This is a genomic window from Candidatus Methanoperedens sp. (assembly GCA_027460525.1).
Classification (GTDB): Archaea; Halobacteriota; Methanosarcinia; order Methanosarcinales; family Methanoperedenaceae; genus Methanoperedens.
Window position 1 is genome coordinate 85,622 of sequence record JAPZAS010000032.1, and the last position, 19,600, is coordinate 105,221.

Sequence of the window (19,600 nt, forward strand, 5' to 3'; positions counted from 1 at the left end):
GCTACTTCCCCCGAAGCTTTTTTGCATGGTTTCTGGGTTCGTGTATAATTTCAAGATATTCAAGCTTCCCGAGCTTTTTCAGCTTCTCATAAATCGCATCCCAGGCGCAGGGGCGCTCATCCAGTTCGCATTTTCCCTCAACTGCGCCTCCGCAGGGTCCGTTCAGCAAGCCTTTGGCACACTGAGCGATAGGGCATATACCCCCGTACATCCAGACCGTACATTCTCCGCACATATTGCACTGTTCTTCCATTATTTCATCACTTGAGAATCCGCCTAGTGATTCTGTATCAAGAGCGGGATAAACTATATCTGCAAACCTTGAGATTGCTGCCACACCTGTGCCGCAGGACATAACAAGCAGTGCATCAGATTCTCTTATCGCCGGATTTTGGGACAGCACTTCCTTCCACGAAGGTATACTGCATGCAGAGCTTAAAACTGTCCATCCAGCTATGGTTTTACCCGCTCTCTTCAATCCTTTTTCCATTTCGAGCACTTCAGGTTCGCCGCCCACATGAAGTCTGGTTGCGCATTTCCCGCAGCCAATTATGAAAATGTTTTGCTCCTTCAGATTACGCAGGATTTCCCTGAATTTTTTTTGCCTTGATATTATCATGTTTTAGAATACCTGAAAACGGCGTCATTTTTCCTGTTCATTAATTCAGTGAGCATATCTGCAATCAAAGGCAGCTCCCTCACCTGGTATTTTATTTTTTTTATAAGACGTTCAACCTGAAGCTGCGTGCCGAAGATGACCAGATTTACTTTATCCACTTCATGGGATACTGCCCCCCGGGGAAGGGCTGCATCCCCTCCCCTTGCAAGCATCTCCTGTTTTATTATCAATGCCTCGGTTGTGGATATGTTCTTTAACAGGATATTTAAAAAAACTGTCTTACTCTTCATGACCTGGCTTCCTGCTCTTGTTGCCCCGATTGAGCTCATTAGTCTTACGGAATCTCCCTGATTTCTTATGTCAAGCAGTTCGGCTTCGAAATCGCCAGACCTCACCATTGGTATCCTTGCTCTTGTATCCTGTGCAACCCTCACGGCATCCAGAGTGGGCGCAACATCATGCGTCCTGATAATATGTGCACCGTTTCGCACCGCAATTGCAGTGGCAGCGAGGCTTCCATAAAGCCTTTCATTTGCTGGTTTATGAAGCTTCTCTCCGATAAAGGATTTCCTGGATATTGCCGCAAGTATGGGTTTTCCGAAAATACGAAGCCTCGATAGATTATCTATGGTCTCATAATCATACATGGGAAGCTTCTCTGGGGTCCATCTTCCGATGGCAGGGTCTATGATTATATTATCAGGAGCTATTCCACTTCCTTCTGCCTGAGATATTATCCTCTCCAGCGAATCCATTATAGCATCAATGCCCACCGGATCACCTGGCACTTCATTGCTTGCCATCAGTATCACAGGGCATTCGTGCTCTTTCGCCACCTCTATCATCTGTGCATCTGCCGTAAACCCGCTTACATCGTTGATAATCCGTGCCCCTGCGTCAAGTGCTTCCTCCGCTATATCGGCAAACATAGTGTCCACGGATATTGGCACTGTAACATCAACCATGGTCTTTATTGCAGGTATGAGGCGGGTTCGCTCCTCGTCTTTTGAAATTCTCACAGCTTGCGGCCATGTGGAACGTGCGCCCACATCTATGAAATCAGCGCCCTCATCGACCATCTTAAGGGCAGCATCCAGAACAGAATCCAACGATACAACAGAACCCTTATAAAAAGACTCCCTGCTTAGATTTATCACGCCCATTACTCGTGCAGGTTGAGCATCTCCGACTTTCACTCCTGCAATGGTTTTTTCTATCACGTTTTACCACAATTCTTTTTAAGTACTCATAAGGTTTGCGTATTTTCAGGGATCCTATCTCTCTAATATACCAACCTCATTATTTAACCCCTTTATTTCTTTTGGAAAAATTAAATTATGTTGATGATAATGATGATGGAAGATTGGATAAAAATTTTTAGCCAATGCTATTCGGTTGTGTAATTCTTCACGTTTGGAAAAATATTGAATTTCAAACCATTCACATCTTTCTTCATACCGACTTAAATAGCAAGCATAATTTCATCTGGAGAATACATGTCAAGGTGCATGAATTTAATATTAAAAAAATCTGGCTACTATAAGGCTGAGTTCAAATAACACCACAAGCAATGCTGCAACCATCAATTCCGATATTGCTAAAAGGTCGGGAGAAACGAATAATGCAAATAATGCAAATGCAAGAAATGCACCGTAAATTATCTTGCGTTTTCCTCCTAAGTACTCGCTCTTCACAAGTCCCATCTTAATACCAAATATCAGAAGAAGCGGGAACTGGAAAACAAGCCCAAAGCCGAGAATGAGCGTTATTATAGTGTAAATGGTATTTATAACAGAAATCTGCGGGATTGCTACATCAATCGAATAAAGTATGGTATATTTGAATATCAGAGGCACAGCCACGAAATAGGCAAGTGATGCCCCGGCTAGGAACAGGACAAAAGAAAAAGGCACAATCTTCAGGAAAAACAGTTTTTCTTTCGTATAAAGTCCTTTTCCCACGAACATGAATCCTTCGTAAACCACAAGCGGTATGCCTATAAAAAGCGCGACCATGAGGGACAGCGTGAGTTTTGTGATAATCAGTTCCATCGGTGAATATATTGTCATTGGCACGGGAACTGTTTGGTTCCATATCAGCTGCAAAAGTTTGCCCGAGAAAAGAAAAGCAACTGCTGTAATGAGCGCAACCGGAACTGCTGCAGTCATCATTCGCAAGCGCAGCTCTTTGACATGCTCAACCAGTGGCATTTCTTCGTCGCCGGGTACGCCGTTCATCGCATTTACTGAATCCTTATTATTTATAAACATGCGTAAAGAAAGTTCTATAGAGGTTGAAGTAGATTATTGTTTAATGAAAGTCGGCGAATTTAGTGAGCGTTCATTGATAGCCCGCATTTCAAACATGCTTGCAAAACCAGACGGTAACATCATCGTTGGGGCGGGTGAGGATGACTGCGCTGTGCTGGATATTGGCGGGGAAGAATATCTCCTCGCCACCACTGACATGCTTCACCGGAAAACTGATTTCCCTCTCCGTATGAGAGGTGAGCAGATTGGATGGATGTCGGTTGCGGTAAATCTGAGCGACCTGGCATCGAAAGGGGGACGACCGCTCGGTGTATTGATGGCTATGGGCGTCCCGCCTGACACCGAGCTTGGATTTGTCGAGGATATCGCCAAAGGCATGGCAGATTGCGCCTCAAGATTCGGGACTCAGATAATAGGAGGGGATACGGATTCTCATGAGGAACTCACAATGGCAGGAACTGCGCTGGGGCTTGTGAAAAAGGAATTGCTCATACGAAGAAGCGGGGCTAGGGCAGGTGACCTTGTGTGCGCCACAGGTAATCTAGGCTCGGCAGGTGCAGCGCTTCTTGCTCTGGATAAGGGAATGAAGGTCAGCCAGGAAATCCTGAATGCATTGTTTGAGCCTGTTCCAAGAATAAATGAAGGCATGGCGCTTGCACAGAGCCGCGCAGTTTCGTCCATGATGGATATAAGCGATGGACTGGCGCTTTCGCTTCACGATTTAAGCAAAGCAAGCGGCGTGGGGTTTAAAATATACGAAAACAGGCTGCCTGTTCTGCCTGAAGTAAAAAGGTTATTCAAAGGAGAGAATTTGATGAAGGCTGTTGTTTTTACAGGCGGGGATTTTGAACTGTTGTTTACGGTAGCGCCGGATAAAATTGAGAAGGCAAGAAAAGCCTGCCGATTAACTGTAATCGGGGAAGTTATTGAGGACGGGGTGTTTATCGAAAGAGCGGGCAGGCTGGAGGAACTCAAGGCGAAAGGGTATGAGCATTTCGGCAGGGATTGAGTCACGGACTCCCGACCGAGGTCGGAGGCATCTGTGGGGTACATGAGGGTTCCAAATTATATTCGTTGTTCTGATTAGTAACGAGATAAAAGGGGCACGAAATTAGCATGAAAGCGATTACACTTTATTTCTCCTTTGGTTCACTATTATTTATTGGATATAAGATACTGCCATGCAAAAAGAACCAACAATTTTGGCATTTCACCAAATACTTCCACATATTGTATGAACTTATTGGCAAAGATTTAATATATTGGCAATTCAAATAATCATTCGGTGGTAATTTAATTGTAATAATTATGAAAAATTTTACATGGAATTAAATCATGCCTAGAATGAGTCTACAAAAGGTAATTCTTTGGATAAGGAAAAATGGATTTTTCACTATTAGAGTATTGATTTTTATGGTTATAGGGTTTATAATTCTATTATCATTAGTCGGATTCATCCACCTTGAGGGTATACTCCCCATTTTGATACTAATAGAAATAGCCCTGTTGGCCTATAATATATTAGTTGACTTATACGATAAAAGTCATAAAAAACCAGAATTAAATAACTTTCATAAAAATGAAATGATTGAAAAAAATATAATAGTTGCAGGGTTGGACAATTCAGCTATCATGAATATATTGGTTGATTCTACTAAGGCCAAGTTTACCCCCTTGAAAAGAGATACACCCAAAAGTCCATTGGAACTAATTAAACAAATTCCCCAAGAAGATAATGTTCTACCTTTGTTAGCTAATATGACCAAATTCGAGAGCATTGATATGCAAATTAAATATGCTAGGCATGAAAATTGGATAAATGTATATTCTGATTCTTGGGCTGAACGTGAAGTACAATTGATAGGATTCCATCTTTTAGAAGAAATAGAACGTAGAATTGATCGATTTTCTGACATGTATGATGCAGGGTGTGCGAATTTTGGTCAATTTAAGGCTCTAATGGCTCTAAAGAAGAGGAATAACAATAAAGTTGATACTGAATTTAAATATTTTGCACAAGATTTTATTCCTGAGTGGAAACAAAAATTTCATATAGATAATGGAAATTTTTTCCCGGTGCCATTACCATTAGTAAATCTTAATCAGAATCTTGTGACACTAGTAAGTTGCACTCATACACTTCATTTTATGGAAAAGTTTCCAATTGCAATATACAGTTCGATTTTTTCTTTTAATAAATTACTGAAAAAAGATGGTTACTGTTATATAACAGTTCCAGAGAAAGATAATCAGCCAGGTATGTTGGATTTGCTTGAGAAGGCAGCAAATGACGCTGGATTTAGTAAAGTTGAATCAGGTAAGAAGAGGTTGGTTCATAAACTGAAAGAAGAACCGTTTAATGTCACTACATTTTTATATTTAATAATACAAAAACAAGAAGAAATAGATGATAATAAATGGAAAGATCTTTTAAAAGCAAGCTTCTTTAGAGCGGAATATTATGCACCAGAGCAATTTAGAATAAACAACGAAAAAGAGATTAACAGTGATATAATAATTTTAGAAGAATATCTTAACGAGATATTCAATGAGAGAACTCCTTTTCTCCGAACATTTTTATATGCTCTTGACACAATAAATGATGGACGTAAAGGAAAAATACCAGATGCAGAGATGTGTAGGATAAAAATAAAAAGTATGATAAAAGAACTTCATGAATTGATTACAGATACTAAAGAGTCTAATCAAAAAGCTGATATGCAATTGAAATGCGTTTGTTATTACTATTGGTTGGTAGGATTCTATATTAATAAGGGTACAAAGCTCAAGGAAATTGTAGACTCTATTTATCCCATTGTTAAACAAGTGTTCAACAGTTCGGAAGACATAAGAGTGCATATAGACAATCTTAACAATAAACAAAATGCAAGACTTCTCAAGCATTTATTCGAGTTCTGTCAGTATGAAAACATAGAAATTAGAGAAGCATTTGAGAAAGATGATTTTTTAAAATATCTATAGCTTTTGTTGAAATTTTATATTACAGATTGTCTTTTGGTTCGCGCTTCGGAACTTTATAATAAAATCAACCTTACATATGTACTTTAGATAAGGCAATGTTTGAGGTTTCGGGTGTGGCAACAAACAAAATTATTTACACATCCCATTTCTTCAAATGAATTTTTTGTAATTTTGCACGTGCCCTCATTTTTTATTCTCGATGGTTCTGTGGGTTCAGATATTCTTATGGATGCACATAAATGAAGGATACAGGACTTGATAGCGTTTTTTGCCTGTAAAGATTTCTCACCAGCAGCGCAGTTCTGCGAGAAACCTAAGCCAGCCTTATCGTCTCAAGGTTCATAGGGGCGCGTGTTTCTATCCTGAATTTACGATATATTGAGCTTGCAAGGTCAATGCAGTTCTTCTCATCCCCGTGCTGGGTAAGGATATGCTCTGGTCTTGGTCTCATTTTCCTGACGTATTCCATAAGCTGCATTCTATCCGAATGACCCGAGAACCCGTCAACAGTCTCGATACGCATATTGATTTTGACTGTTTCGGTCTTTCCTCCAGCCGCATGAATGGGAATTTCCTTCCAGCCCTTCTGGATGCGCCTTCCCAGCGTCCCTTCTGCCTGGTAGCCTACAAAAACAATGGTGTTCTTTTCCTCTGGCCCAAAAGCCTTCAGGTATTCCATCACAGGTCCGCCGTTGAGCATACCAGAGGTCGCCAGAACGATGCACGGCTCGCGGTCATCGAGGATTTTCTGGCGCTTTTCCTTCGAATCCACCTGCACAAAACATTTCGCAAGGAATGGATTCATGCCTTTATGGAAAATCAGGTTTCTAAGCTCGTTGTTCAGGTATTCGGGATGCGTGGTATGGATTGCAGTTGCCTCGTATATCATCCCATCAAGGTAAACCGGGACATCGTTCAACAATCCCTTCCGTACGGCTTCCTCAAGCACTACCATGACTTCCTGGCTTCTTCCCACAGCAAATGTTGGGATAACAAGGGTTCCTCCATTTTCAAGAGTTTCCTTGGCAATCTGCACAAGATGCCGCTCTGCCTCTTTTCTTGAGGGCTGCATATCCCTTGATCCACCGTACGTAGCTTCCATCACCAGAGTCTCAATGCGGGGAAAATCATTGGTTGCAGGGTCGAAAAGCCGCGTCTTTTCGTATTTCATATCTCCTGTAAAAGCGATATTGTACAGACCGTCTCCCACATGGAAGTGCGCAATCGAAGAACCCAGTATGTGACCGGCATTATGGAACGTCAGCTTCATATCCGGGCCTATGTCCGTGACATCGCCGTAGTTCAATGTTATGATATGTTTCAGAACTTCGCGGATCATGGCTGATTCGTAAGGGATTTTCCTTCCCTCACGGGCTGCAACATCGATATAGTCCAGTTGCAATAATGCCATCAGGTCGCGTGTCGGGGGAGTGCAGTAAACTGGTCCTTCAAACCCGTATTTGTACAGTAAGGGTACCAGACCTATGTGGTCGAGATGAGCATGCGTAAGAACAACTGCGTCTATCTGGCTTATCGGATGCACTTCGGGTACATAGAGATAGGGTGTTCCATTGTCTTCCCCGGCTACGTTCACCCCGCAATCGATCAATATCCGGGTTTCGGGGGTCGAGAGTAAAAAGCAGCTTCTTCCCACTTCACGGCAGGCGCCGAGCGTGGTAATTCTCACCCATTTATCCTTGGAAGAAACTCCGCGGTGTATCTTTCTGCCTATGGTTTTCAGCAAGGTCTTTCGTTCTTCTTTATTTGCACGCAGGAACTGGCGGATATTGTTCACAGTCGTAGATTTCATCGGCGGGGTTCTAACTACTTTTGCTGTCCAGCCGATGACTTTCGTGATTTCCCTCAGGGTCTCGCCGTGCCTTCCAATTACCAGCCCGGGCTTTTCGGCTTCTATTATGACCTCGCCTGTGTCCACGTCAAAGTAATGGTTGGATATCCCGGATTCTGGAGGGACGATTTTTGAAATCGCAGTAATTGCCTCTTCAGGCTGCTCCAGCACCTTTGGGTCTGGTCTCACCACCAGTCGTTTTCTCAATTCCTTGGCAAGGTTCTTTATGAGGTCGCCGTTATCAGCGAATTTTCTTGGCTCTTCTGTATAAATAACGAGCTCGGGTCCCTCGAAATCCACATCAGATATCGTGATGTCTTTGGGAAGCTGAGCTCTTATTTTTTGTTTTAGCTCATTTAATACGTCTTCAACTGTCATCGTAAGTTTCCTTTTAAAATACAAAAAATAAAATAAAAGTTTATGTAAAGGTTTCGCGCAGTTTCTTTATTTCTGTTTCTTCTACCTGTATGTATCCATCAGGAGTAATTTTTACTACATCAATGCCATCGCCCGATGCTGAATCGCGCTTCATGGCATTATGCAGGGCGCGTACTGCCAGTTCGACCCCTTCCTCTACAGGCATGTTCTCTACATATCTGTCTTCAAGCACACCGTATGCCATAGGCGAACCTGACCCCGTTGCCACAGCTTTTTTCTCTTCGATTATTCCGCCGACAGCGTCAAGAGAATAGATACCCGGTCCGTTTTTATCAACGCCTCCGACAAGAAGCTGGACAAAGTATGGAAAGTATCTGTTACCGCTCAGTATATTGGCAAGCAGACTTACTATTCCCTTCACGGTCATGGTCTCTTCCCGGCGCATTTTATAGAGTTTGGCTTCGACCTGCATCCATTTTACAAGCCTCTGCGCATCTCCTACTGAGCCTGCGGTGGTCATTGCTATCAGGTCATCTATCTGATAGACTTTCTTTGCGTCCTTACTTGCAATAAAGTGCCCCATCGTTGCTCTTCTCTCGGTGGCTAAGACTACGCCTTTATCGCAAACTAACCCGATTGTGGTTGTTCCTTTGTATTCTGTATTATCCATTTAAATACCTCTTAGATACCTCATCACAAAAAATGAGAAAATTAGCAGTCTATAATTTGCCTATGGGTATTTAAAGGTTTTTGCGTTTTTTGTCTATTATTCTCAGAAAAGTTTATAGTTAGCAGAAGCCCTATTAACTTAGGGTGAAATTATGACGAACATAAGTGAGATACATGTCACAAGAACAATAGTGAATGAATTCCTGGATGATTTTATGCAGAACATTCTCGACAGCGATGTTGTTGTGGTTGGCTCAGGACCATGCGGAGTGGCGGCGGCAAAATACTCGGCAGAAAAAGGTTTTAAGACCGTTATGATAGAGAGAAACATCTACGGCGGTGGAGGTATGTGGCAGGGAGGTTATCTCATGCCCAAGAACACAGTCGGGGCACCTGCTAACAAGATACTCGAAGAGTGCGGCGTAAATCTCAAAGACGCTGGAAACGGACTTTATGTCTGCGATTCTTTTGAGATGGTCTCAAAGATGCTGGCAAGCGCATGTAATGCAGGTGTGAAATTACTCAACTCTACGAACGTGGAAGACCTGATACTCAAGGAAGACCATGTAGAAGGCGTGGTTATCCAGTGGTATCCGGTACAACGCATGCCCAAGTTCATTACATGCATGGATCCGATTGCAATAAGGTCAAAGGTGGTAATAGATGCGACTGGACATGATTCAGTCCTTGTCAAACGCCTCTGGCAGCAAAAGAGATTAACCATCCCTGAACCGCCAGGCTGCGGCTCTCTGTGGGTTGATGAAGCAGAAAAACAGACCGTAGATCTCACCCACGAGATATATCCGGGCCTGATTGTGGCAGGCATGGCTGCCACTTCAACATACGGTGCGCCGCGCATGGGACCGATTTTCGGCGGTATGCTGCTTGCAGGAAAGAAAGCGGCAGAGCTTGCGCATGAGAAGATTATGGGAGTAAAAGTAAAAGGCATGGGCAAAGGCTTGAAAATCAGCCATCGAGCGCCTGATGTCCTCGTGACCGAGTAAATTATACAACCGGTACGATAGTTCGGGTGAGAGCCCAACCCCTATCTTTTTATAGTTCTAAAATCAATTCTTATTAGTGGAGGTTAAAATATGCAAGGAATGATGGACGGCTACGGTTATGGCTATGGCATGATGGGCGGTGGTTGGTGGATTTTAGGGCTTATCTTCTGGCTCCTTGTGCTCATCGGGCTTGTCCTCCTTATCAAATACCTGTGGGAAGGCGGCGCCAAGCGAGTGGATTCAGCCCTTGAAATCCTGAAGAAAAGGTATGCCAGCGGAGAGATAAGCAAGGAAGAGTTCGAAGAGAAAAAGAAAGACCTGGTATGAAAAGCCCGAAAATTGCAATAATCCTTATTGCAGTCGGCGTGATAGGGCTTTTTGCGGTGACCCTCTATTCGCCATCGTACAGTGCATACACAACGTCAGGTTTCAAAAGCAACGGGGAGAGGATATATTTCACAGCCACGTCGAATTCGGGTAAACCCATTATTTCATCAATAGGAACGATGGCAATGCGTGGAATGATGAGCTGCGCCGCCTGTCATGGTGTAGACGGGAAAGGAGGGCGGGGAAGGATGATGATGTGGACGTTTGATGCATCGGATATCAGATATTCTACATTGACAGCAGGGGGCGGGAATGAAACACCATATACCGACGAACTCATCAAACGGGCGATTACGCAAGGTGTTGATGCTGATGGAAAGAGGCTTGAGCCGCCAATGCCTGTATGGCAGATGTCAGATAGCGACCTTAACGACCTGCTCGAATATCTTAAGAGTCTGAAGTAACCGCTATCCTGAACTTGAACCTTTATTTCTTATCAAGCAAGTAGCTGCCGATTACTATTACGATAAGAGCCACTACACTTATCGGTATGCTCTTATCAATTGCTCCTTCCACACCGCCTATTATTCCCACTGCGTAAAGTACGTAGCCTATTATTTTTTCGTTACTCATAAAACCACCTGATATGTATATACGATATATAATTATATTTATACTTTTTCTTTGGGTAGCACAGGGATTATCCTGTAAGATTCCGAAAGCGGGCTGGGAGGGATTTGAACCCACGACCGTCGGATTAAGAGTCCGACGCTCTGCCTGTCTAAGCTACCAGCCCAATAGAAAGGGCTTTCCTCTAATCATGCTATCTAAATATATACATTTCGCAGTTACTATACCATGAAAATTGCACGCGATACATTAAATTTCATACTCGAAGTCTGCAAATCCTCGTATCCAAAAGAGTTTGCCGGCATGCTTTCCGCAGATGGCGATGTCATAACAGACGTCGTGGTCGTCCCCGGAACCGAATCAACCGATGAGAGCGCGGTAATGCAATTATTCATGCTTCCAAATATACGCACAGTGGGAACGGTGCACAGCCATCCAACAGGCGACACAAGACCATCAACCGCCGACCTTGAACTGTTCGATGCAAAAGGCCAGATACATATAATTGCAGGGGCGCCTTATACTATCGCAAGCTGGACATGCTACAATAAAGAGGGAAAACCTGTCAAACTTGAGATAGTCGATTACGAGTTTAAAGAAAACGAAGAGAACTGGTAGTTATTTCTTCTTGCGGGTTTCTATCTCTTTCTTAAGCCATGGGCCAACATCTTCCCCGTGAACAAGAGTCTTCAGGTCGTCTTTTAAATTGCTGGGCTTAACCTTGATCAGCCAGCCCTCGCCATAGGGGTCTTTTGCAAGTAGCCCGAGTTCATCCTCGATATTTTCATTGACTCCGGTAACTGTACCTGAGACAGGCATCAGCAGTCCGCCCACCCATTTTGCAGACTCCAGCGAGCCAAATGCTTCTCCTGCCTCGAATTCATCGTCTTCCATCGGAAGGTCTATGAACTCTATGTTGCCAGCCGCTTTTGCACCATATGCATCCATGCCAACAGTGACTGAACCATTCTCTTCTACTCTTGCCCATGTGTGATCTTTAGTATAATACAGATCATCTGGAAGGTTATGTCCATCTATTTCCACCATGTTTTTGCCTCAGTCAATTGAATACATGGTCATATATAAACTTAATTATCTGCATATCGTTCACGCTCTTTTGCGATTAGTTTTCTGTAGTATTCCGAGGCTTCTTTTACTTTCATTACCTTGCTCTCGCTAAGCTCGCCTTTTATTTTTACGAGCCATTCGCTGTACGGGTCGCCGTTAATGATGTTGGGGTCTTCCCACAGTTTTTCATTGACTTCTGTGACTTCTGAATCAAAAGGAATTGATATCTGCGAGACAGCTTTTATGGTTTCATAAGCCACAAGCATGTCCCCTTTCTTAATCGAATCCCCCACCTGCGGAAGGTCTATGTGTACTATTCCTTTGGAAAGGGATTGCCCGAGTTCTGTAATTCCAATGAGGATTTCCTTATCCTCCTGCTTTAACCATACATGGTTCTTGAGGTAATACCTGTCTTCAGGGAACTCAAACTCGTAAGCCTTCATGCTGCTTAGAATTTGAAGATGGGTATAAAATACTTTTGCAATGCTTGTGTGTGCTGCGCCAAAAGATTTATGAACGGACAGACCATAGTTAAAATGTTGTTCGCTTGGGGAAAGTGTATGCAATTCATCCGCTTGCTATTTCTTTCTCTTTGGACGAATTCCATGTTAAGGAGGTTAGTAAAATATGGGAGCATATGAAAATACACTTAAAGATATAGAGAAGACACTGGGTATAGTTCCTGATTTCATGAAGGCTTTGCCGAAAGAAGTCCTTGTCCAGGAATGGCCCCTTTTCAAGAAGTATAACTTTGAAGAGACCGAGATACCAGCCAAGTACAGGGAACTGATGGGGTTGGCTGTCGCAGCCAATATAAAGTGCCCTTACTGCACGCTTTTCCACAAGGGCGCAGCTATGATGAACGGTGCGACCGAGGAAGAACTTGCCGAGACCGCATTCCTTGCCAGCTACACCGCAAGGTGGAGCGCCATTATCCATGCCCAGCACTACGACTATGATACTTTCGCCAGAGAGTTCGAGAAGATAGGCGAGTATCTGAAGACGGGGGGTGAATAACAATGTTAGGGGAAATGATAGGTGAATTCAAAGGTAAGATAACAGGGTACAGAGTGCTTCCAACCGAGGGGATGTACCCCAAGGTTGAAACCTCGGTACAGATGAGCGGAAAGCTTCTTGGAGTGGATGCGACCAATTTAGTAACGTACATGTCTGTCATGAGACCCGGAGGAGGGCTCTACGGGGAGGGACAGGGAGTAATAATGACCAAGGACGGAGAAAACCTAACCTGGATAGGACATGGAGTTGGAAGGTTCACGGGGCGTGGCTCTGCTGTTAGCTTCCGGGGAGATAATTACTTACAGACAGCATCTGCGAAATTAGCGCGCCTCAATAATGTTGCCGTTATCTTCGAATATGAAGCCGATGAGAACGGGAATACGCACGCGAAATTCTGGGAATGGAAGTAATACCATGCCGTACCTGCTTATCCGGCATAAAGTCAAGGACTTTTGACAAGTGGAAGCCTGTGTTCGATGAGCACGGCTCTGCCCGCAAAACTTACGGTTCCAGAGGAGGGCGTCTCTTCCGAAATGCAGATGACCCGAACGAGACAGTGATAATCTTTAAGTGGGACAGCCTTGATAAAGCCAGGAAGTTCGTCAAATCCGAGGACACGAAAAAGGCGATGCAGAGGGCTGGTGTTGCCGACAAGCCTGACGTGTACTTCCTCGATGAGGTTGAAAAAGTGCCTGTATAAAAAATCATTGCTATCGGATATCTTTATCATATCTTCGGGTTGATATGAATCGATGCTCAAGGCAGTGATTTTCGATATGGATGGCGTACTTGTGGATTCCATGCCATATCATGCGGACGCGTGGATAGTCGTGTTTGCCGAGGCAGGCATCCATATCAGAAGGCAGGATATCTATGGCCTTGAAGGTTCAAATCATGAAGGAATAATCAGGCTGGTATTTGAGAAGGCTGGGAGGACTCCGGAGCCTGAGGATTTTTACGTGCTTGCAAAGAAAAAAAGGGAGATTTTTGCAAGGATAAATAAAATGGAGGTGTTTGAAGGAATATACGAGTGCTTGAATTTCCTGAAAAATAGGTGTCTCCTCGGAGTTGTTTCGGGTTCGGATATGGGGGTTGTCATGGAGATAATCGCGCGATTTTTCCCGGACAGGTTTAGCGCCATAGTTACTGGAAATGATGTTACTGCGGGAAAGCCGTCACCTGAACCCTACCTGAAAGCTGTCAGGATGGTTGGAATAAGCAACGATGAGTGTATAGTAATCGAGAATTCGCCGCTTGGGGTGGAATCGGCAAAGAGGGCAGGCTTATTCTGCATAGCAATCCCGACATACGTGGAAGCGCAGAGGTTGAAGGATGCAGATGTTGTGCTTGAAAAGCATAATATGCTGAAGGAATATCTAGGGCATCTGTTCTTTGGGCAATAAGGATTGTTTTTAGAAATACAACCAAAAAAGGTTGTTTTTTAATTTACAACCAAAAAAGGTTGTTTTTATATAGGGGTCACTTATTCAATAATGATAGGATTGCTAGTAAAAATCCTTATAGCGATAATCTGAGCCCACTGGAATTATTTATTAACCGCCACTGCCATTTAAGAGTTTGAGGAAAGAATTATGGAATCCGTTTATTTCTATGAAGACAAGGTAAGCAACGACGTTGCAAAAGTATTAGAGGACGATTTTTTCAAGCGCATCGGCTATACCGTCAGGGAGTGCAGGCTCATGGGCTCAGAACGCAAGGGTTATTTTCTTTTTATCAAAGCCAATTCTGAAAACATCGACCGCGCCGAGGGAAAACTTGAGGGATGCGGTCTTGAAAAACTCATGGGCGAGGAAAAGAAAATAGTTACAGCCGCATTTATCGCAGAAGAGGAGAACGCTGCAAGCGGCATGGGAATGATTTTCGGTTAGAGCTTTCCGATAATCGCATTCACCATCTCGCTTGACCCTGCGCTGCCGCCCAGGTCGTAGGTCACGTATTTACCCTCAGATATTACTTTCTCCGTGGCTTCAAAGATGGCTTTTGAATTCTCGTGCTCTCCCAGGTAATCGAGCAGCCATGCGCCTGCAAGTACGGTAGCCACGGGATTTACTTTATCCTGTCCTGCATACTTTGGCGCCGAGCCGTGCGCAGGCTCGAACATGGCATATTTATCCCCTATATTTGCCGAGTAAATGAGTCCGATGCTGCCCACAAGCGCAGAGCACTCCTCGCTCAGAATATCCATGAAAAGATTGGTTGAAAGGAGGATTTTCTGGTTGAAAATCTGCGGGTTCTTGATCAACTGCTGCGCGATATTGTCGATATGGTATTCCTCCAATTCTATGGGATAATTCTCGCCAACCTTCCTGACTTCCTCGATAAATGTCCCGTCCGTCTGCTTCAGTATATTGCTCTTATGTATTGCAACAACGCTCTTCCAGTCGCGGCGTGCCGCCTCTTCAAACGCGTAGCGCGCCACGTTCCTGCACGCTGAGCGCGTGATCTTTCTTATCGAGATAAAAACATCATCCGTCAACTGGATCTCCTTGGCAAAATAGAACCCTTCCGTGCCTTCCCTCACGCATACGAAATCAACATCTCCAAGGGGTTTTGAGGTGCTTGGAAAGGATTTTATCGGTCTTACGTTGGCATAAAGATTGAACTTCTGGCGGATTGAAACCGCCACGCTCTTCGGTGAACCCGCGCCCCCCGGCGTAGTGGTCGGACCTTTAAAAGCAGCATCTGTACTGCCCAGTATTTCCCAGGTCTCATCGGGAATAAGCGAATCCCCGCCGTGCTCTTCCCACCACTGCGCACCCGCCTCGCATACGATGAATTCGACATCCGTGCCGATTGCTTCCATTACCCGAAGTACATTATCAACAAGCTCTGGACCTACCCCATCGCCTTTAATGACCGCTGCCTTCTTGCTCATAATTTTCCTTTTGCCTCCTCATAGACCATATCGCTATTAAATTTATCCAGATACATCCTCAGCGAAATTAACGAAAGCGAGGTTGAAGTGACATTCCCCCAATTGCCATTTTCCTGTTTTTCCAGGAGCCACTGAATTGAAGGCAGGATATCCTCTTCACCTGCCAGAATCAATGCCTGTATCGCAAGGTTGCTTGTGGCGATATGAGTCCATCCTCCTGACTTCCTTTTTGAGAGGAGCCACCGTGAGCGGCTTTTTATGAATTCGATGTATTTATTTCTATCTTGTTTCAGGAGAGCTGTGATGATGAGCGATGTCGTCCCCGCATATTCCCACTTTTCCCCGTAATTGCTCAAAAGCCACCTGCACCCCGATTCATTTTTCACGCTGAAATCCCCGAGAGCTATCAGGGCATAGGCTGTATCAATCTCGTTGTTGCTCCAGTTATCGTTTTTTTGCTGTTTAAGTATCCACTGGATTGTTCTGGATTGTTTTACCCCGCATCCGGCCAGCGCACTGCATGCCCTTGCGGTATCAAGAAGAGACGAATCAGTTTCCCAGAACCCATCTTTTCTTTTTGATTGCAATAATTCAATTAACTCATGTGCGGGTTCATTCCACAAGGACAATGCCCCAAGTGCGCGGGATATATCCTTTACTGAAACAGGCTTTTGTTTTTTCAACCAATCCAAACCGCGCAGCGCTGCATTGTTTATAGCTTTTTCCTGGATCATGATTCTGCTCTCTACCACATGATTAGATAGTTTTAATAGCATTCGGATAAGTATAACGATGCCGGGGCTGTGGCCTAGTCCGGCATGGCGACGGGCTCCAGCGGAAAACCGGTTAATCCGGGTGTTATGATGAGCAACGGGTCTGCTGAGCAAGCCTGACGAGGTAAGCGATGATGAGCCGTTGGAGCACTGAACATGTGCTGCTCATGGCGTTTTCGGAGAGACCCGTCGATCGTGAGTTCAAATCTCACCAGCCCCATACAACAAAGGTTCAAATCGCTTTTTAGAGGCATTAATTTCAATCGCTCTCTGAGGACTTAAGGAATAGAGCGGAGAGTGAATAAGAGCGTGGAGATGCACCTATCATGCATGAAGTCAAAATGGGTGAAGGAGGTCACTGAGAGAATCATCTGCGTCGATGCCTATTCGCTCACGCCATATTATCTTAAGTCCGCGCTGCCAGCTAGCAGTAATGCCGGCATAGTTATTACAACCGCTATTCTGAGGGCAAGTCTTCCCACGCTCACCGGGCACCTTTCTGCGGCATGGGCAGAGGCGGCACGATCCCCGGCTCCGTCTCCTTTTCGAACTCGTGGTCCTCCCACATATCGTATGCAATCGCGACCGCGGCTGCCTGGGTGATGATCGCGAAGGCGGTGACGACATGGAAGAAAAGGATGAGCCCGTAAATCGAGACATTGATGAGCGGGATGACCGCTGCCTTGCCGACGTCAAAGAAGAGCAGTACCCCGAGGATGGCCGCCACCACTGAAAGGTTGAAACTCACCTGCACGATGCGTTTCACCCGGCCCGGGACGCGGGTCTTCCGAATCCCGGAGAAGTTGTAGAATGCGAGACCTATGATGGCGATCCCGAGAACAATGTGAAGATAAATCAGAACCGACGAGCCTCCAGGGGTCATAGCGAGGAGGAACTCGATGAGCACAATCCAGATCATCGCGTATAGAGCCACCCATAGCTTCATCCAAACCCACCTCGGGGATTGAGGGCACGTCCTCCATGAAATTTATCAGATGCCATTTTTTCACTATCCAAAAGTAAAAGTGAATGCCTGAAGACCGGGATTTTCCACAATGATCTCAAGCGTATGCTCGCCATAACCTGCAGGGTCTTCAATGAGTTTATAAAGATGAGGTTCACTCACATTAACGATGCTTAAACCGTTTTTCATCACAACATCTCCCCCGGCTTCATCACCCAGCGGCTTTCCATCCCGGAAAACCTGGATTGTCGCGCCGTCTTTTGCGCTTGCCACAAAATAAACACTCTTTGCGCTATAGCGGAAAATAATCTTTGCCAGGGAATTTTCATTTTCAGCAAATTGATCCTGGAAATTCCAGCCGCCCACAAGATAGAGGATATTTGTTTTAACCTCCATCGGTTCAGAAAGGTTTTGAATTCCAACCGTGTTTAATTTTCCATTGCCCAGATAAACATTCCTGCCAGCGCCGAAATAAACCTCAGGGCTTCCTACTTTTGTAAAATCAACATTCATAGCGCCTGCTGGTTTTGAAATTTCTGTGGTTACACTTTCATTTATCTTTAAAACCGCCATCCGCTCATTTAAAAGTTCCTGGATCTTCTGCTCGGTTTCATCGTATGCCCCCTCGCCAATGTGGTCATACACTATGAAACCATCTATGTCGATGAGATATTTATGGGGCCAGTAGAGATTGTTGTATGCAGTCCATGTTGAATAGCTATTATCCAGAACAACCGGATACTTAACACCAAATTTTTGAACTGCAGCCTGGACATTTTCATATTTTTGCTCAAAAAGGAACTCCGGGGTGTGCACACCGATAATAACAAGCCCTTTGTCCTTGTACTTTTCATACCAGCTATTGAGATAGGGTATGGTTCGCTGGCAGTTAATGCAGCTATAGGTCCAGAAATCAATAAGTATTACCTTCTTTCCAACCAGCTCCGACACCGTGATTTTATCGGTGTTGATGTAACCTGAGGGATTTACGATTTCCTTGGCGAGCGGATATTTTGCCAATTTTTCTTTATTCAGAGGTCTGACTTCTTCCTGTGTGATATTCGAAGAGTTGATCCCGGCTGCCACTGATACGTTGGGCTTGATCTGTGCTTCTTGTGGTGATATCCTCACAGGTTTCAGGGACTCCAAATAAAGGATTGCTGAAGCAATCGCAATGAGGACAAGGATAAGGGTGATTGTTTTTGCTTTCATTGTCGTAATATCAGGCGATTAAGAGGCTCAAAATTAGCTATAAGATTCAGGTTCTGGGTAAAGGCAAGGATGCCGAGGATGATAAGGATGACACCGAAAACAATGTTGACGTATTTAAATAATTTTGCATAACGGATGGTTACGTTGTTAATGAAATTGGATGCCTGGGATGTGAATAACCCGACAAGAAGGAAAGGAACCCCGAGCCCAAGCGAATAAGAAACCAGAAGATAAAATGCCTGTCCAGGCTCTATAGCAGCAATTCCCAGAATGCTCCCGAACGCAACTCCAACGCACGGAGTCCAGCCGGCGGCAAGGGCAGATCCGAACAAAAATGACGTGAGATATTTAGATTTGAATTTACCTACTTTAAATTTATACTCCCGCTCAAGAAATGGTATCTCGATAAGCCCGACCAGGTAAAGCCCGAAGATGATTATAATACCGCCGCCGATTCGAGCAAGCCATATCTGGACATCGTAGGCAACCTTCGATAGAATCGAATTTAGCAATACACCCAGGGCTGCGAAGATCAGTGAAAATCCCAGAACAAAAAATAGGCTGTTTAGAAAAATATCCTTACGTTTTGACTTTGATTCGCCAAGCGACGCTCCTGCCAGATACGCCAGGAAACCAGGAATGATCGGCAGCATGCACGGGGACAGGAAAGATACCAATCCGCCGATGAATGCTACTATGATTGAAATCTCGACCATATTACTAACCCTGAGTTTAATACTACGATTATTAAGTATATATGCAACGTGTATATATAACGACTGGGAGCTCTATCTCCAGCCCTATCTGGAATTCTTTTTGGTCTCTATCCGCTGTCCGCGTTCTTTCTCAGACGAATCATCCTCGCAGGGTGAAGAGGCGTTCGCTTCGTTTTCTTGGGTTCTCGTGCGATTTTTTATTCACCTTTTTAGAGACGCTGCCAAC

24 protein-coding genes and 2 tRNA genes are annotated in these 19,600 nt (G+C 44.4%); 12 read left to right on the forward strand and 14 right to left on the reverse strand.

Features of this window, described 5'->3' with window-relative positions; genetic code table 11:
- Position 1: 1 nt before the first annotated feature.
- The 3 genes from O8C68_11420 to O8C68_11430 form a co-directional block, all read right to left on the reverse strand.
- Entirely contained in the window at positions 2-619 is a 618-nt protein-coding gene (locus O8C68_11420; GenBank protein MCZ7396401.1) for a methylenetetrahydrofolate reductase C-terminal domain-containing protein, read from the reverse strand.
- On the reverse strand, positions 616-1,839 hold the full coding sequence (gene folP / locus O8C68_11425; GenBank protein MCZ7396402.1) for a dihydropteroate synthase: 1,224 nt from the start codon (positions 1,837-1,839) through the stop codon (positions 616-618). Before folP ends, O8C68_11420 begins: the two co-directional genes overlap by 4 nt.
- A gap of 300 nt (positions 1,840-2,139) precedes the next feature.
- A complete protein-coding gene (locus tag O8C68_11430; protein ID MCZ7396403.1) occupies positions 2,140-2,856 on the reverse strand; it encodes a twin-arginine translocase subunit TatC in 717 nt (238 codons plus the stop codon).
- Positions 2,857-2,932: 76 nt separating this feature from the next.
- Here O8C68_11430 and thiL point away from each other — a divergent pair, with 76 nt between their 5' ends.
- Both thiL and O8C68_11440 read left to right on the forward strand, forming a co-directional pair.
- Positions 2,933-3,898, forward strand: a complete 966-nt coding sequence (gene thiL / locus O8C68_11435; protein MCZ7396404.1) for a thiamine-phosphate kinase — start codon at positions 2,933-2,935, stop codon at positions 3,896-3,898.
- A 326-nt stretch (positions 3,899-4,224) separates the two neighbouring features.
- On the forward strand, positions 4,225-5,871 hold the full coding sequence (locus tag O8C68_11440) for a hypothetical protein (protein ID MCZ7396405.1): 1,647 nt from the start codon (positions 4,225-4,227) through the stop codon (positions 5,869-5,871).
- A 313-nt stretch (positions 5,872-6,184) separates the two neighbouring features.
- Here O8C68_11440 and O8C68_11445 read toward each other — a convergent pair whose 3' ends face one another.
- On the reverse strand, positions 6,185-8,098 hold the full coding sequence (locus tag O8C68_11445; GenBank protein MCZ7396406.1) for a beta-CASP ribonuclease aCPSF1: 1,914 nt from the start codon (positions 8,096-8,098) through the stop codon (positions 6,185-6,187).
- Between the two features lie 40 nt (positions 8,099-8,138).
- Positions 8,139-8,768, reverse strand: coding sequence for an archaeal proteasome endopeptidase complex subunit beta (psmB, locus tag O8C68_11450; GenBank protein ID MCZ7396407.1), 630 nt, complete (start codon positions 8,766-8,768; stop codon positions 8,139-8,141).
- 151 nt (positions 8,769-8,919) lie between these two features.
- On the opposite strand from psmB, the gene O8C68_11455 reads away from it, so the two are divergent.
- The 3 genes from O8C68_11455 (at position 8,920) to O8C68_11465 (ending at position 10,562) form a co-directional block, all read left to right on the forward strand.
- Positions 8,920-9,771 (forward strand): sulfide-dependent adenosine diphosphate thiazole synthase, encoded by an 852-nt coding sequence (locus tag O8C68_11455; GenBank protein ID MCZ7396408.1) that lies wholly within the window; start codon positions 8,920-8,922, stop codon positions 9,769-9,771.
- Positions 9,772-9,861: 90 nt separating this feature from the next.
- Positions 9,862-10,098 carry an SHOCT domain-containing protein gene (locus O8C68_11460; protein ID MCZ7396409.1) on the forward strand — a complete coding sequence of 79 codons (237 nt, stop codon included), beginning with the start codon at positions 9,862-9,864 and terminating at the stop codon, positions 10,096-10,098.
- Positions 10,095-10,562, forward strand: coding sequence for a cytochrome c (locus tag O8C68_11465; protein ID MCZ7396410.1), 468 nt, complete (start codon positions 10,095-10,097; stop codon positions 10,560-10,562). Before O8C68_11460 ends, O8C68_11465 begins: the two co-directional genes overlap by 4 nt.
- 22 nt (positions 10,563-10,584) lie before the next feature.
- Here O8C68_11465 and O8C68_11470 read toward each other — a convergent pair whose 3' ends face one another.
- Positions 10,585-10,731, reverse strand: a complete 147-nt coding sequence (locus tag O8C68_11470) for a hypothetical protein (protein MCZ7396411.1) — start codon at positions 10,729-10,731, stop codon at positions 10,585-10,587.
- An 89-nt stretch (positions 10,732-10,820) separates the two neighbouring features.
- A tRNA-Lys gene (locus tag O8C68_11475) sits at positions 10,821-10,894 on the reverse strand.
- Positions 10,895-10,956: 62 nt separating this feature from the next.
- On the opposite strand from O8C68_11475, the gene O8C68_11480 reads away from it, so the two are divergent.
- The gene (locus O8C68_11480; protein MCZ7396412.1) at positions 10,957-11,346 is read left to right on the forward strand and encodes a Mov34/MPN/PAD-1 family protein; all 390 of its coding nucleotides are present in this window, start codon (positions 10,957-10,959) and stop codon (positions 11,344-11,346) included.
- Here the strand turns inward: O8C68_11480 and O8C68_11485 are convergent, their stop codons facing one another.
- Positions 11,347-11,775, reverse strand: coding sequence for a glycine cleavage system protein H (locus O8C68_11485; GenBank protein ID MCZ7396413.1), 429 nt, complete (start codon positions 11,773-11,775; stop codon positions 11,347-11,349).
- A 41-nt stretch (positions 11,776-11,816) separates the two neighbouring features.
- Positions 11,817-12,239: a glycine cleavage system protein H gene (locus tag O8C68_11490; protein ID MCZ7396414.1), complete on the reverse strand. Its 423-nt coding sequence runs from the start codon at positions 12,237-12,239 to the stop codon at positions 11,817-11,819.
- Positions 12,240-12,423: 184 nt separating this feature from the next.
- On the opposite strand from O8C68_11490, the gene O8C68_11495 reads away from it, so the two are divergent.
- From O8C68_11495 to O8C68_11515, 5 genes are all read left to right on the forward strand, one after another.
- Positions 12,424-12,813 (forward strand): carboxymuconolactone decarboxylase family protein, encoded by a 390-nt coding sequence (locus O8C68_11495; protein MCZ7396415.1) that lies wholly within the window; start codon positions 12,424-12,426, stop codon positions 12,811-12,813.
- A 2-nt stretch (positions 12,814-12,815) separates the two neighbouring features.
- The gene (locus O8C68_11500; protein ID MCZ7396416.1) at positions 12,816-13,223 is read left to right on the forward strand and encodes a hypothetical protein; all 408 of its coding nucleotides are present in this window, start codon (positions 12,816-12,818) and stop codon (positions 13,221-13,223) included.
- Between the two features lie 59 nt (positions 13,224-13,282).
- Complete coding sequence (locus O8C68_11505; protein MCZ7396417.1) at positions 13,283-13,513, forward strand: hypothetical protein; 231 nt, start codon at positions 13,283-13,285, stop codon at positions 13,511-13,513.
- Between the two features lie 52 nt (positions 13,514-13,565).
- Positions 13,566-14,216 (forward strand): HAD family phosphatase, encoded by a 651-nt coding sequence (locus O8C68_11510; GenBank protein MCZ7396418.1) that lies wholly within the window; start codon positions 13,566-13,568, stop codon positions 14,214-14,216.
- Positions 14,217-14,405: 189 nt separating this feature from the next.
- On the forward strand, positions 14,406-14,702 hold the full coding sequence (locus O8C68_11515; protein MCZ7396419.1) for a hypothetical protein: 297 nt from the start codon (positions 14,406-14,408) through the stop codon (positions 14,700-14,702).
- On the opposite strand, the gene O8C68_11520 is transcribed toward O8C68_11515, so the two are convergent.
- Positions 14,699-15,709 carry an isocitrate/isopropylmalate dehydrogenase family protein gene (locus tag O8C68_11520; GenBank protein MCZ7396420.1) on the reverse strand — a complete coding sequence of 337 codons (1,011 nt, stop codon included), beginning with the start codon at positions 15,707-15,709 and terminating at the stop codon, positions 14,699-14,701. The genes O8C68_11515 and O8C68_11520 overlap by 4 nt on opposite strands.
- On the reverse strand, positions 15,706-16,443 hold the full coding sequence (locus O8C68_11525; GenBank protein ID MCZ7396421.1) for a hypothetical protein: 738 nt from the start codon (positions 16,441-16,443) through the stop codon (positions 15,706-15,708). Before O8C68_11525 ends, O8C68_11520 begins: the two co-directional genes overlap by 4 nt.
- Positions 16,444-16,506: 63 nt before the next feature.
- On the opposite strand from O8C68_11525, the gene O8C68_11530 reads away from it, so the two are divergent.
- Positions 16,507-16,702, forward strand: a tRNA-Trp gene (locus O8C68_11530).
- Positions 16,703-16,966: 264 nt separating this feature from the next.
- Here O8C68_11530 and O8C68_11535 read toward each other — a convergent pair.
- From O8C68_11535 to O8C68_11545, 3 genes are all read right to left on the reverse strand, one after another.
- Entirely contained in the window at positions 16,967-17,428 is a 462-nt protein-coding gene (locus tag O8C68_11535) for a hypothetical protein (protein ID MCZ7396422.1), read from the reverse strand.
- Between the two features lie 63 nt (positions 17,429-17,491).
- The gene (locus O8C68_11540) at positions 17,492-18,658 is read right to left on the reverse strand and encodes a redoxin domain-containing protein (GenBank protein ID MCZ7396423.1); all 1,167 of its coding nucleotides are present in this window, start codon (positions 18,656-18,658) and stop codon (positions 17,492-17,494) included.
- Positions 18,655-19,374 carry a sulfite exporter TauE/SafE family protein gene (locus tag O8C68_11545; protein MCZ7396424.1) on the reverse strand — a complete coding sequence of 240 codons (720 nt, stop codon included), beginning with the start codon at positions 19,372-19,374 and terminating at the stop codon, positions 18,655-18,657. Before O8C68_11545 ends, O8C68_11540 begins: the two co-directional genes overlap by 4 nt.
- Positions 19,375-19,600 lie beyond the last annotated feature (226 nt).

What these genes read in the sequence shown, in the direction of transcription:
- O8C68_11420 (MCZ7396401.1), bottom strand. Translation starts at nt 619, where the DNA reads ATGATAATATCAAGGCAAAAAAAATTCAGGGAAATCCTGCGTAATCTG.
- O8C68_11430 (MCZ7396403.1), bottom strand. Translation starts at nt 2,856, where the DNA reads ATGAACGGCGTACCCGGCGACGAAGAAATGCCACTGGTTGAGCATGTC.
- thiL (MCZ7396404.1), top strand. Translation starts at nt 2,933, where the DNA reads ATGAAAGTCGGCGAATTTAGTGAGCGTTCATTGATAGCCCGCATTTCA.
- O8C68_11440 (MCZ7396405.1), top strand. Translation starts at nt 4,225, where the DNA reads ATGCCTAGAATGAGTCTACAAAAGGTAATTCTTTGGATAAGGAAAAAT.
- O8C68_11445 (MCZ7396406.1), bottom strand. Translation starts at nt 8,098, where the DNA reads ATGACAGTTGAAGACGTATTAAATGAGCTAAAACAAAAAATAAGAGCT.
- psmB (MCZ7396407.1), bottom strand. Translation starts at nt 8,768, where the DNA reads ATGGATAATACAGAATACAAAGGAACAACCACAATCGGGTTAGTTTGC.
- O8C68_11455 (MCZ7396408.1), top strand. Translation starts at nt 8,920, where the DNA reads ATGACGAACATAAGTGAGATACATGTCACAAGAACAATAGTGAATGAA.
- O8C68_11460 (MCZ7396409.1), top strand. Translation starts at nt 9,862, where the DNA reads ATGCAAGGAATGATGGACGGCTACGGTTATGGCTATGGCATGATGGGC.
- O8C68_11465 (MCZ7396410.1), top strand. Translation starts at nt 10,095, where the DNA reads ATGAAAAGCCCGAAAATTGCAATAATCCTTATTGCAGTCGGCGTGATA.
- O8C68_11470 (MCZ7396411.1), bottom strand. Translation starts at nt 10,731, where the DNA reads ATGAGTAACGAAAAAATAATAGGCTACGTACTTTACGCAGTGGGAATA.
- O8C68_11480 (MCZ7396412.1), top strand. Translation starts at nt 10,957, where the DNA reads ATGAAAATTGCACGCGATACATTAAATTTCATACTCGAAGTCTGCAAA.
- O8C68_11485 (MCZ7396413.1), bottom strand. Translation starts at nt 11,775, where the DNA reads ATGGTGGAAATAGATGGACATAACCTTCCAGATGATCTGTATTATACT.
- O8C68_11490 (MCZ7396414.1), bottom strand. Translation starts at nt 12,239, where the DNA reads ATGAAGGCTTACGAGTTTGAGTTCCCTGAAGACAGGTATTACCTCAAG.
- O8C68_11495 (MCZ7396415.1), top strand. Translation starts at nt 12,424, where the DNA reads ATGGGAGCATATGAAAATACACTTAAAGATATAGAGAAGACACTGGGT.
- O8C68_11500 (MCZ7396416.1), top strand. Translation starts at nt 12,816, where the DNA reads ATGTTAGGGGAAATGATAGGTGAATTCAAAGGTAAGATAACAGGGTAC.
- O8C68_11510 (MCZ7396418.1), top strand. Translation starts at nt 13,566, where the DNA reads ATGCTCAAGGCAGTGATTTTCGATATGGATGGCGTACTTGTGGATTCC.
- O8C68_11515 (MCZ7396419.1), top strand. Translation starts at nt 14,406, where the DNA reads ATGGAATCCGTTTATTTCTATGAAGACAAGGTAAGCAACGACGTTGCA.
- O8C68_11520 (MCZ7396420.1), bottom strand. Translation starts at nt 15,709, where the DNA reads ATGAGCAAGAAGGCAGCGGTCATTAAAGGCGATGGGGTAGGTCCAGAG.
- O8C68_11525 (MCZ7396421.1), bottom strand. Translation starts at nt 16,443, where the DNA reads ATGATCCAGGAAAAAGCTATAAACAATGCAGCGCTGCGCGGTTTGGAT.
- O8C68_11535 (MCZ7396422.1), bottom strand. Translation starts at nt 17,428, where the DNA reads ATGAAGCTATGGGTGGCTCTATACGCGATGATCTGGATTGTGCTCATC.
- O8C68_11540 (MCZ7396423.1), bottom strand. Translation starts at nt 18,658, where the DNA reads ATGAAAGCAAAAACAATCACCCTTATCCTTGTCCTCATTGCGATTGCT.
- O8C68_11545 (MCZ7396424.1), bottom strand. Translation starts at nt 19,374, where the DNA reads ATGGTCGAGATTTCAATCATAGTAGCATTCATCGGCGGATTGGTATCT.